10 protein-coding genes are annotated in these 11,423 nt (G+C 53.3%); 4 read left to right on the top strand and 6 right to left on the bottom strand.

Annotated features, from left to right (window positions below; all coding sequences use genetic code 11):
- Positions 1 to 159: 159 nt before the first annotated feature.
- Genes F556_RS0111875 through F556_RS0111855 form a run of 5 tightly spaced genes read right to left on the bottom strand, consistent with a single transcriptional unit; the run spans position 160 to position 5,611 of the window.
- Positions 160 to 1,170 carry a glycoside hydrolase family 130 protein gene (locus tag F556_RS0111875; RefSeq protein ID WP_020617178.1) on the bottom strand — a complete coding sequence of 337 codons (1,011 nt, stop codon included), beginning with the start codon at positions 1,168 to 1,170 and terminating at the stop codon, positions 160 to 162.
- Positions 1,171 to 1,206: 36 nt separating this feature from the next.
- The gene (locus F556_RS0111870) at positions 1,207 to 2,157 is read right to left on the bottom strand and encodes a DUF1861 family protein (RefSeq protein WP_020617177.1); all 951 of its coding nucleotides are present in this window, start codon (positions 2,155 to 2,157) and stop codon (positions 1,207 to 1,209) included.
- Positions 2,158 to 2,180: 23 nt separating this feature from the next.
- Positions 2,181 to 3,734, bottom strand: coding sequence for an extracellular solute-binding protein (locus F556_RS0111865; RefSeq protein ID WP_020617176.1), 1,554 nt, complete (start codon positions 3,732 to 3,734; stop codon positions 2,181 to 2,183).
- Positions 3,735 to 3,790: 56 nt separating this feature from the next.
- On the bottom strand, positions 3,791 to 4,663 hold the full coding sequence (locus F556_RS0111860) for a carbohydrate ABC transporter permease (protein ID WP_020617175.1): 873 nt from the start codon (positions 4,661 to 4,663) through the stop codon (positions 3,791 to 3,793).
- Positions 4,664 to 4,675: 12 nt separating this feature from the next.
- Positions 4,676 to 5,611, bottom strand: a complete 936-nt coding sequence (locus tag F556_RS0111855) for an ABC transporter permease (protein ID WP_026297247.1) — start codon at positions 5,609 to 5,611, stop codon at positions 4,676 to 4,678.
- A gap of 207 nt (positions 5,612 to 5,818) precedes the next feature.
- Between F556_RS0111855 and F556_RS0111850 the strand changes: the two genes are divergently transcribed.
- Complete coding sequence (locus F556_RS0111850; protein ID WP_020617173.1) at positions 5,819 to 8,143, top strand: helix-turn-helix domain-containing protein; 2,325 nt, start codon at positions 5,819 to 5,821, stop codon at positions 8,141 to 8,143.
- A 703-nt stretch (positions 8,144 to 8,846) separates the two neighbouring features.
- Positions 8,847 to 9,386 (top strand): hypothetical protein, encoded by a 540-nt coding sequence (locus F556_RS0111840; RefSeq protein ID WP_157272718.1) that lies wholly within the window; start codon positions 8,847 to 8,849, stop codon positions 9,384 to 9,386.
- A gap of 39 nt (positions 9,387 to 9,425) precedes the next feature.
- Here F556_RS0111840 and F556_RS33780 read toward each other — a convergent pair whose 3' ends face one another.
- Positions 9,426 to 9,851, bottom strand: coding sequence for a MerR family transcriptional regulator (locus F556_RS33780; RefSeq protein WP_020617170.1), 426 nt, complete (start codon positions 9,849 to 9,851; stop codon positions 9,426 to 9,428).
- Positions 9,852 to 10,046: 195 nt separating this feature from the next.
- Between F556_RS33780 and F556_RS0111830 the strand changes: the two genes are divergently transcribed.
- Both F556_RS0111830 and F556_RS0111825 read left to right on the top strand, forming a co-directional pair.
- Positions 10,047 to 10,940, top strand: coding sequence for an SDR family NAD(P)-dependent oxidoreductase (locus F556_RS0111830; protein WP_020617169.1), 894 nt, complete (start codon positions 10,047 to 10,049; stop codon positions 10,938 to 10,940).
- Positions 10,941 to 11,195: 255 nt separating this feature from the next.
- Positions 11,196 to 11,378, top strand: coding sequence for a hypothetical protein (locus tag F556_RS0111825; protein WP_020617168.1), 183 nt, complete (start codon positions 11,196 to 11,198; stop codon positions 11,376 to 11,378).
- Positions 11,379 to 11,423 lie beyond the last annotated feature (45 nt).

Genomic DNA, 11,423 nt, shown 5'->3' with positions numbered 1-11,423 from the left:
ACGGAGGTGGATGGTGCGTGCAAGGCAAGAAACTTTCGTTGGAGAGGCGGTACGGAGGTGGGTGTCGCGTGCAAGCAGTACGTACGGTGGTGTGAGAGCCAGGGGGCTAGTCGCCCCCCTGCTCCTAGAGCATAACGGATCATATCTACGAGTCCAATTTCAGTTCTTTAGGCACAGCTGAATCAAATCATCCACATGGGCGGTAGCCAGACATTCCACCGTGTCGGCGGCACCGTAGTAGATTTTCACCTCGCCGTCCTCCTCCAGGATCATGCCGCCGGGGAAGATGACGTCGTTGCGGAAGCCGCCGTCCGTCTCGTAAGGGGCTTCCGGGGCAAGCAAGGGCGAAGTACTCATGCCAAGGATGCGCTTCGGATTATCGAGGTCGAGCAGCATAATGCCCGCCGTGTAGCGCTTCCGCCAGGCTGGCTCCCAGCCGTTCTTGCCTCTGGTCGGATCTACATCGACCGCGTGGAAGGTGGTCAGCCAGCCCTTGCTCGTCTTCACCGGCGGCGCCGCCGGACCGATCTTGTCGTTGGCGAACGGCACTTGCTCCACCGCCAGCAGCAGCTCGGAGCGGCCCCAGTACACGAGATCCGGCGACTCCGAGATCCAGGTGTCGAATCGGTCGGCCCCACCGCGGCTATACACGGTGAATGGCCGCTCCAGCCGGACATAATTGCCACCAATCTTCTCTGGGAAGAGCACCATATTGCGGAGGTCCGGCGTCGAGAGACTCAAGATTTCGAATGATTCGAAGTCATCCGTGACCGCAACGCCGCCCCGGATGCCGTGCCGCGTATCGACGGCGAAGCACAGGTAACAGCGGCCGTCGATGACCGTTAGACGCGGGTCGTAGGCGCGCACAATCTCTTCATCGCGGAGCTTGAATACCGGCTTCCGCCCCGCCGTCCAGTTCACCCCGTCATCGCTGAAGGCGATCCCCAGATCGGTCGTGTGCGACGGCTCGATCGTTTGGTGCTCCAGCGAGCCATAATCATTGCGGAACACCATAATATAACGTCCATTGAATTTGGCAACGCCTGCATTGAAGACAAGCGCTGTTGGATACGGCACACGGGCCGCATCCAACACGGGATTGGCCGGGTGCCGCCGGATCACCGGGCTCGACGTCAATGCCCCGATCAGGGGCAATTTCGTGTGTGGCATTTTACTTTCCTCCTATCCTTTGTCTCTGAGCCATACTTAGACTAGCCGTCCATGACCCTCGAACGGATAGTCGATCGTAATACGTCCCGTCTGGCAGTCGCCGAGGCCGCTGTAGAGATCAGCCTTGCCGTCCGGGCGCATCACGATGCCCGAGGCAAACACGCAGTCGAGTAGATACGGCTTTTTGGTTGGACCGGGTGGATAGCAGGGACGGCTGCCGATCAGACGGAGATCCATCGACTCCCGGGTGACCGGATCGAATACGAAGGCCATATTCAGGTAGACCCGCTGCTCCACCTCGGATACATCCTGGTCCCGGTAGCAAATATGGCCGATGATGCCGATCTTCCCGCTATCGAGCAGATACGCCTGATTGACGCCGCCCCAGTCGCCTTCGCCGAAGATGCCGTGGATGTAGGGCGCACGCTCGATGCTATCAGCGGTCAACTCGTCGAGCGAGTCGATGACCGTGAAGCCGATCATCGATTCGCTGCCGTAGACGCTGCGCATCTCCGCGCTGCGAGGCCGGGAGAAGACGCCGATCCGTCCGTCTGCCAGCGGCACGAGGCGGATGTCTTTCATTTTGTTGGGGCCGGTGGTGAAGTAATACAGATCATGCAGATCGGTTCCCCGGAAGAAATAGCCGAAAAATGTACTGTATTTGCCGCTTTGGTACTGTACATGCGTCCCGCCCAGCACCAGTTCTCCGTCGATCTCGCTGATGTACGGGTCCTCCAGCGTATAGATCATGCTGCCCTCCACGACGGTCCATTCATCGGCACCCGTCTCCTCGAACAGGCGCACCCACGAGCGAGCCCATTCCTCTCTGCGTTCCACGCGTCCGAACAGATACCGCTTGCCATCCCGCACGAACGGAACGGATACATTGTAGACATCGAAGCCCTCTACGCCATGAAACGTCAGCGTTGCACGGTCGTAGATCTGTTTGGCGGCTTCAAAAGCGATGCGTTGCTCCTTTAAAGTCACAGCTTTCACGCCTTCCTTATTCTCTATTGTTCCGCCAGGTACGCTTCAAACTGCTTCTGGTATTCTGCCACGACCCGGTCGAGTCCGGCTTTTTTCATCTTGTCGATTGCTGCAGGGAAGGCCTTGTCGTAATCCTGGACGCCCATGTAGATCGGCGTGATGCTGGCTGTAGCCTCGGACAGAATATTGGTGTACTCTGTTCGAACATTCGTCGGATCGAAGACAAAATTGGCTGCGATACTGTTGATCGCCTCGGGATTTGGCTCGAACAACACCTGATTGTTCTCGGGAATGCTGCTCTCCAGGTCAAAGCGCATGAAGTTCACGTTGCCGTTCTGCGAATCCGAGCCTCTGTACCGCGAATTGTTGTTGTTCTGCGGGTCGCGGATCGGCGTGAAGCCCTTGTCGCCGTCCTTCTCGTAATGCGTACCCTCGATGCCATACTGAACCAGATCGTAGTTCTCCTGGCTGGCCAGCATCCAGTTCATGAACTTGACGGCCGCTTCCGGGTGCTTGCTGTTGACCGGCACGGCATTGCCATTCTTGAAGGCGAGCGGACGCAGATATTCCTTCTCCGGGTTGAACCAGACCACGCCGATATCGTCCACTGTCGCATCCGGGTTATACTTCTGCATCCCGGTCAGGCTGCCGCCCGTCCCGAGACGCACGAACCATTCACCGCTATCGAGCTGGGCATCGACCTGCTCTTGCTTCATGACGAGGATGTCAGGGTTGGTCAGTCCTTTGGTGTAGAGCTCGCGCATAAAGGCTGCGTCTTGCTTGAATTCCTCGGTTTCGAACCAGGATCGGATGTCGCCGTTCTGATTGACATAGAAAAACTTATCCTTGACGGTGAAGGGGAACGTATCGTACGTACGGTGCAGCACCGACGTGTGCAGAGAGATCGGATCGAAGTCCGCTCGCGTGCCAAGATAAGGCTTATTGCTGCCTTTCCAGTTGTTCATGACGGTCTCCCAGGCGCTGATCAGCTCCGCTGGCGTCGTCGGCTCTTCGAGATTGTTCTCGCGCAGGATATCGCGGCGGATATTGAATTGGCCTTCGCTTGCCATCTCTACCCAGTAGGTGGGGACGATATAATGCTTGCCGTTAATCTTCGCCCCGTCGAAGATATCTGCCGGAATATTCGACTTCAGATGCTCGCCATAGGCCTCGATCTCCTCGGAGATATCCGCTAGCGCGCCCCGGTTATAGTAGCTGGAGAAGGGCGTCCTGTCCTGCATGACATGGAACAGATCGAATTCCTCGCCGGTGGAGAGCATCAGGTTCAGCTTCTGATCCCACGCATCCCACGGAATATAGAGCTTCTCCACCTCCACGCCGACGCCGTCTGCCGCCAGCTTCTCGTTGACCTTCTGGTACACCTGCTGATAGTCCTTGGGCTCGGTGCCGGGAACGACATATTTGATCTTGACCGTCTCGGCCGTCTGCTCGCCGTTCTCTGTCTGCGGCGCCGTAGGCGTGTTGGATGAATTGGACGGGTTGGAATCGCCCGCGCACCCAGCCAGCGCCGATAGCGCCAGTACCGCCGACAACGTGATGGCCATCTGCTTTTTCATAAGAATTGACCTCCTTGGTATGGTGTTCATCTATCATCAACCCCGAAGGGGATCGATCAGCCTTTGACCGAGCCGATAACCAGCCCTTTGACAAAATACTTCTGCAAGTATGGGTAGAGGAATACGATCGGCCCGATCGTCACGATCGCCGTCGCCATCTTGACTGATTCCGCAGGCAGTGTCACGTCGCTCGAACCGGCCAACATCGTCATTTCATTGAGCATACTGATTTCGGATTGCAGCTGCAGCAGCATGAACTGGAGTGGATACAGCGACTTACTGTCGATGAGCATGATGGCATTCCACCAGTTGTTCCAGTAATCCAGACCGTAGAAGAGCGCAATCGTTGCCAATACTGGTGTACAGAGCGGCAGGTAGATGCGGAAGGCAATCGTAATATCGTTGGCCCCGTCAATCGTCGCCGACTCGCGCAGCGAATCCGGCACCCCGTTCATGAAGTTGCGCACCAGGAAAAGATTGAAGGGACTGAACAGCAGCGACGGGATAATAAGCGCCAGAATGTTGTCGGTCAGTCCCAGCATCCGGTTCATCAGGTACCAAGGCACAATACCCGCTGAGAAAATCATCGTGATAAAGAAGTAGAGCGCCATCCAGTTGCGGAATTTCACATGCTTGTTTGCCAGCGTATAGCCGGCCATCGCCGTCACCGTAACGGCAAGCAGCGTGCCGACAACCGTGACGAAGATGGAGATGCCGTAGCTCTGCATAACCTGGGAGCCGCCCGTGAAGATCAGCTTGTAGGCATACAAGGAGAAATTGTCCGGGAAAAAGCTGTAGCCATTTCTTAAGATCGCATCCTCGTCCGTAATGGAAATCATCAGCACCAGCAGCATCGGTAGCAAACAGATGGCCGCATAGAGCGAGATCAGCGTATACATGATTGCACTGCCTAACGAAAATTTCCTCATCCTTTTACCTCCTTAGTACAGGGCGCCGTCTCGGAAGAATCGGCGGGTAATCGCATTGGTGCCGAAGACGAGAATAAACCCGATCACCGATTGGAACAGCCCGACCGCCATCGCCTCCGAAGGGTCGCCAATCTGGCGTAAGGAACGGAAGACATACGTGTCGATAATATCCGTCGTCGAATACAAGGTGCCATTATCGCCGACCAACGCATAGATCATGCCGAAGTCGCCGTACATAATCTTGCCGATCGACAGCAGGGTCAGGATGATAACCGTCGGCATCATCAGCGGCAACGTGACGCGCAGGCACATCTGCCAGCGGTTGGCCCCATCGATCTCTGCGGCTTCGTATAACGTCTCGTCGATGCCGGTGATGGTAGCCAGGTAGATGACTGCGCTCATCCCCGCGCCCTTCCATACATTCATCGCGGTGAGGATGGCCGGCCACACCTCCGGCTCCGTATACCAGTTGACGGAGGCGAGGCCAAGCGCATTGAGTGCCTGGTTGATGATCCCCATATCCATGGAGAAAAACGCATAGAGCACGTAGCTCACCACAATCCAGGAGATGAAATGCGGGAACAACATGACCGATTGACTGAGCTTGACGAACAGCTTCTTGCGCAGCTCGTTCAGCAGCAGCGCTATCGCAAGCGCGGTCAGCGTACCGAACACAATAAAGAGCAGGTTGAGAAACAAGGTATTGAAGGTGACGCTTACCGCCTTATAAGAGCGGAAGAAGAATTCAAAGTTTTGAAAGCCCACCCACTCGCTGTTGAAGATGCCCTTCGTATAGTTAAAGCGCTGGAACGCAATAATCATATACGGGTAGGTCATATAGCCGAAAATAAACGTATACGCCATCGCCGGCAGGATGAGCAGATACGATGTCCCGTTCCTGCGGATATCCGAAAACAGGCCGAACGCCAATCGCCTTCTCTTTTCCACGGTTGCACCCCTCCTAAAAGTGTCTGCCCTAACTCTATCCCAGCCGGGAAGCGGTGCCAATTTAAAAGATCGGTTTTGGCTTTCATATTTCAGGACCAGGGCTTTCAAATATCCGTCCTGGGCTTCATTTTTAAGGAATGACGTATCTTTTTGAGGGGCTTTCAACTATATTGAAGAGGCTATATCAGCAGTAACGGGGGAATTTTTATGCGCATAACGATGGGACGGCTTGTCCGGTACAAAGCTTTTCAGAAGCTTACCATTTCCTATTTTCTACTCATTCTGCTTACGGTCAGTTTGCTCTCGACCTATCTGTTTTATTTTTTCTCCAGGAGCGCTGTCGAAGAGATCGATCGCAATTCCAGAGCGATGTTATCCCAGATCAGCTACGCTTCCGATGTGGTGTACAACCAGGCGATGACGATCGGCAATAGTCTGCTGACCCAGCCGGAGATTGCTTCCTTTCTCAATGATACTGCAGAGGACAAAACGGAAAACTACCATATCTTCCGTCAATTGTCCCAAATACAAAGCGCTTATCTGCACATCTATAGCATCGGGATCTATCGTCCTTCCACCAACACGATCGTCGACACGGCCGGACTGCCGTTCGATTCGTCGCTCTATGCGATCAGCGCCGAGCAATACATGGAGTTCTATCCACGCAAGCTGCTTGTTCCAAACCGGAACGGCAATGAGCCGCTGCGCTTGCTGACGTTCTTGCTGTACCCGGATTATTCGTTGCAGACGTCGGGCAATTCGCTCATCTATATTAATGTGGAGGAGGAGTCTATCCTCAATACGATCCGCAACATCGGCAAGACCGAGGCCGGCAATAATGTGTTCGTGATGAACAAGGAAGGCAAGGTGCTGTCTCATACGGATGCTAATCTGTTTTTGAACGAGATGTCGTACGCGCCGTATGTGCAGCGGATTCTCGGACAGGATACGAAGCAGAACAGCTTCATCGCCACCATCGACGACAAAAAGCAGCTCGTCGCGTATGTGAAGTCCGAGGAGCTGGACTGGTATTTTGTAAGCGTTACCCCCTATGCCAGTCTGATTTCCAACATTGATCGGCTCCGCCAGATGACCTTGCTGGTGACGGGAGGCCTCGTGCTGATCGGACTGCTGGCGTCGGTCTACCTGAGCAAGAGCATTTATCGTCCGTTCTCGGCCTTGTTCGAAAAAATCATGCAGCGGTCGGAGCCGTTGAAGACATCCTTCGTGGACGAATATCAGGTGATGGCCGATACGTTCTCTTCGCTGGAGGAGCGGGAGCGATCGATGCAATTCGTCATCAACCGCTCTTCCCGGACGGTGCGGGAGCATTATCTGCATTCGCTGCTCAGAAGCCACACCCAGGATGCCACCGTACCCGAAGAGCTGATCGCGGGGCTGGAGGAGGAGCTTGCCGGCTCATATTTCTGCGTGGTGGTGTTCAAGTTTGATAACAGTCCGGAGCCGTCGTCCGGCGGGACGGAGATCGGGCACAAGCCGCTGCTGCGCTTTGCCTTGGGGAATATCGCTAAGGAAATGCTGGAGCCGTTTGGCGCTTGCGATTACTTGATTACAGGGGAGAATGAGGCGGTGGCGCTCTGTCAATATGCCCAAAACGAGCGGCCTGCGGGGCTGGAGGCTGCGCTGCGCGAGGTGCAAGGCTTCATGGAGCGATACTTCAAGCTGTCGGTCTCGATGGGTGTTGGAGATGTGACCTACGGCCGCAAGAATATCGCGCTCTCCTACACCTCGGCGCTGCAATATGTCAGGTATCGTCTGATCTATGGCAAAGGTTCGATTCTGGATGCCCAGAAAACCCGATCGCATATCATGACTTCAATTAGTTATCCGACGGAACTGGAGAAACGGCTGATTGAGGCCGTTCAATCCGGCAAACCGGAATCCGTCCAGGAAGCGGCTGAGCGTTTCATGGCGCACGTTTCTCCCGGTTCGGTTAACCAGGTGGTCACATACAGCATCCAATGCATGCTCTCCCTGCTCAAGCATTTTGATTACCTGCGGCAGCTCCCGGATGCTGATTTTGCAGCGTATCTGGATGCGGTGGCCGAGATCGAGTCAGCTGAATATGTGGAGGATATCCTGGGTCTGTTCAACCGGTATGGAACCAGAATATGTAGTCTGATTGAGGAGAAAAATCATTGGCTGAATGCACAAAAGCATAATGTCGTGATGGAGAAGGTACAAAACTATATTCAGGCACATTACGACGAGCCCAGTCTATCTCTAGAGTTGCTATCCAATGTGGCTGGCTTGTCCTCCAGTTACCTGGGGAAGCTGTTCAAGGGGGCAACCGGGCAATCGTTCAGCGAATACCTTAATGGTATCCGGCTGGAGAAGGCCCGGACGCTGCTGGCGACCACCGATCATACAGCCGCTAAGATCAGCGAGTCTGTGGGAATTTACAATACCACCTATTTCTCTACCCTGTTCAAGAAAAAGTACGGTATGTCGCCGTCAGTTTTCCGGGAGCAGGAAGCGATGAAGCGAAGAGATAATCGTGGCGAGCGTTAGAGTGAAAATATGGGGGCGGGGCAGGTGCTAACGGAACTGACCGACGTTATCCAAGCGCAATGCCCAAGTTTTCTAAATCTAACGGAACTGAAAGACCTTATGGAGTTCAAAACCTACGTTTTTATCGGCATTTTCATTAAATAACGGCGCTGAGTTCCGATAGAATGCAAACACATGCTGAAAAAACCATAATAAGGTCGCTCAGTTCCCTTACAGGTTGGCGATCCTCAATTATCGCTCCATATACACGGTTGCTCACCAATAATCGACACTCTCGTGGGGAGCGTTAGATTCGGGAATGGCTGGATACTGGCATGACGATATGCTCTTCGTACTGTGTGAGACCCCCGGCTCCTATCCTTTAGATAGGGAGGCGAGGGGTCTGTTTGTACGCTTGGCGACGCTAATGAATAGGAAGTGAAGTCTCCTAAATGCCGAGATGGTTCAAGTACTAGCTGACTCGTAGTACTTCCTCCGTGAGGAGAGATAAGGGCCCGCCCGTTCGAAATTGTGAGAGTCCTATGCGCATGCACTAAAATTCGCGAAGTAAAACATATAATTGTTAGGGCTAAAAATCAACAATTTACAATCTATAATTAATTAGGTAAGAGTCTTTAGTTTAATGTGGCGAGGAGCTTTCCGCGAGAGAAAAGACCAGATTTTCAGCAACATTAAAAGTTTGGTGTTCCAAAGGGGGCTTAATATGAGAACCATATCAATGTTGATCCTGCTGTCCGGCATAATCCTGATTATCGCCTCCTCTTGTAACACCCATCCACAAATAAAAGGCGAAGAGGCAGCCGCGGTTGCTTTATTAAAGTCAAAAGGCTTTACTATTCATTCTTCTCTTGGCGAAGTGAGTTCTTATCAGTTAGAAAAAGATATGATGACGCGGCCACCATATATGAACATATGGGCTGTGCAAGATGTTGCTCCTGAGCAATACTGGGGAAAGAAGGTAACAGTTTACGGCTATGTAGTTACGAATCATCCTTTGGAAAAGATCTACGCTTCAATTTATAATGATCAACCCTACGAAACCCAAGTTTCCGTACTTTATGTTGATGGGCAGGCCGTAGGCGGTACTTCATCACCTGTGAGCAAGAATGGTGCGGCCTCCCTGGGGGGGCCTTACTCTATCGATGGACAGACACTTGAGGAGATCACAGGGATGACTTATAAGGATTGGCTTGCAGCGTGGGAAGAGAAGTATGGCAGCTACAAGCCAAGTGGAGAACATTAGCGGCGTAACCAAGAGACAAAAGTTGTGTTAGTTGCCAACTTAGTCACTCTTCTCTTCATTCGTCGAACAAGCGGGTACCATCGTTACGCCTGCTGACAGCCTCTGGTCGATGACCGAGACGACCTGCTGCAGCGATTCGATTTGCCCAAGGATGCGCTCCCGATGCTCCAGCATCAAGGCGTAGAGCTCAGGATGGGACTCGGTATTTTCCAGCTCCGCCGATAGAAATGGCTTCATCTCCTCCAGCGGCATTCCTGTTTTCTTCAGACAAACGATCAGTCTCATCTGCTCGATATTGGTCTGACGATAGGCACGGTGGCCGCCACCTGTGCGATCAGGGGATGGGAGCAGACTAATTTTCTCATAGTACCGGATCGTATCCTCGGACAGCCCGGACAGCCCCGCCGCTTGCTTGATCGTATATGTGCTGTCCTCAGTAAAAGTGGACGTTGGCTGATCGTTCATGGACTTTTCCTCCTCGACTGATATTATCTCCATCCATTATAAAACCTGGAGTCAACTCCAGGTCAAGAGATTCATCCCCTCCCCATGTCCCTCCAATTTCTTGCTTGACTTGGAGTCAGCTCCAAGTTATAGACTGGTCAAAAGGACGGTAAACGCATCCCGATTATTCTGGAGAACAAACAAGGGGGAGTATACATGCACAATCAATCTAGCGCCTACACGGCACTTATCACCGGGGCAAGTAGCGGCATTGGATTGGCGCTCACGCGTAAGTTGCTTGGTGAAGGCTGGGATGTGGCAGTGCTGATTCGTTCGGACTTCCCGGCAGACGATCAGCTGCTGCAAGAGAGCCGCAAGCGTGGTCAGCTCCGAATTTACAAGGCCGACGTCTCTAGCTTCACTAGCTTGCGCCAAGGACTGGAACAGATCAAGTCCCAGGAAGCATCGATTGATGTTCTCTTTAACAATGCCGGTGGCAGCTTCGACAAGCTGATGTATTCCCCACAGGGACGCGAGCTGCACTACGAGGTGCAAACCGTCGCGCCGTACATCATCACGATGGAAATGGTGGAGCAATTGAAACGAGGCAGGCTGAAGCGCGTCGTCCACACCTCCTCGAACGCCTTCGACTTCCTGAAGTCGTTCGATGCCGCCACCCTGGCACGCCCGGCATCCTTCAAGAAGCTTACCGGACCGTACGCCACGACCAAGCTGGCAATGTCGCTCTGGACACAGGCAGCGGCGGCAGCCATGGAACAAGAGCATGGGATTGTTATGCGGAGTGTCGACCCTGGCCCCAACAACACCCTTCGTAAAGGAACCGGATCAGGTTTGCCCTTCTACGTAAGGCCGTTAATGAAGTTCTTTTTCCCGCCCCCAACCCGAGGTGCCAGCTTGCTCTACGACGGTGCCATGGGGGACGCTCCGGCTGGAAGCCTGCTCGCCAAAGGAAAAATTAAAGCATTGCCGTTTGCCACGCAAGCCCAAGCGGTACTGTCGCAGATGGAGCAAATTTATAACCAAGAATACCAATCCGCAACGCCAATAGATCCCCCAGCCCCGCAGCAGCAACTGGTAATTCCTAGTTGACACCTTTTTAAATACGATGCTATGATAGTCAGCATACTTGAAAGGAAGTTCATAAAGCCCGCTTTTGATCACGAAGTACATGCTGACGAAGCAGGTTCGACATCGAATCTTAAATGCAGTCGGGACTCCGTTGCTCACGTAGCTTTGGCTACGCTCCGCTCCTCATTCCCTTCCTGCCTTTAACCTTCTCGGTGCTGAAAATCGATCTTTTTGAACCCAAATTTATAACACGAACGAAAGGGAGGTGCAAAGCTTATGAATCCACGGCAGCAGAATGACCAGCTGAAACACGTTGTTCTATCGGATGAACGCAATCTACGGTCCGCTACGTATCCATCGACGGTTCTATACGCCAATGGGGCGTTTGCCAATTTCAATCTGCCCGGATATCAAGTGCTTTGCAGCCCCCTATTCTTGCCGATGTCGCAAGCGGCCTAGCCGCCTGACGTATATGTCGTTCAAGGATAAGGGAAGCCCCCTGCC

The sequence above is a fragment of the Paenibacillus daejeonensis DSM 15491 genome (assembly GCF_000378385.1).
Lineage (GTDB): Bacteria > Bacillota > Bacilli > Paenibacillales > Paenibacillaceae > Paenibacillus_D > Paenibacillus_D daejeonensis.
The sequence above is the reverse complement of the archived record's forward strand: the minus strand, read 5'-3'. Positions and strand labels throughout refer to the sequence as shown.

What these genes read in the sequence shown, in the direction of transcription:
- F556_RS0111875 (WP_020617178.1), bottom strand. Translation starts at nt 1,170, where the DNA reads ATGCCACACACGAAATTGCCCCTGATCGGGGCATTGACGTCGAGCCCG.
- F556_RS0111865 (WP_020617176.1), bottom strand. Translation starts at nt 3,734, where the DNA reads ATGAAAAAGCAGATGGCCATCACGTTGTCGGCGGTACTGGCGCTATCG.
- F556_RS0111860 (WP_020617175.1), bottom strand. Translation starts at nt 4,663, where the DNA reads ATGAGGAAATTTTCGTTAGGCAGTGCAATCATGTATACGCTGATCTCG.
- F556_RS0111850 (WP_020617173.1), top strand. Translation starts at nt 5,819, where the DNA reads ATGCGCATAACGATGGGACGGCTTGTCCGGTACAAAGCTTTTCAGAAG.
- F556_RS0111840 (WP_157272718.1), top strand. Translation starts at nt 8,847, where the DNA reads ATGAGAACCATATCAATGTTGATCCTGCTGTCCGGCATAATCCTGATT.
- F556_RS33780 (WP_020617170.1), bottom strand. Translation starts at nt 9,851, where the DNA reads ATGAACGATCAGCCAACGTCCACTTTTACTGAGGACAGCACATATACG.
- F556_RS0111830 (WP_020617169.1), top strand. Translation starts at nt 10,047, where the DNA reads ATGCACAATCAATCTAGCGCCTACACGGCACTTATCACCGGGGCAAGT.
- F556_RS0111825 (WP_020617168.1), top strand. Translation starts at nt 11,196, where the DNA reads ATGAATCCACGGCAGCAGAATGACCAGCTGAAACACGTTGTTCTATCG.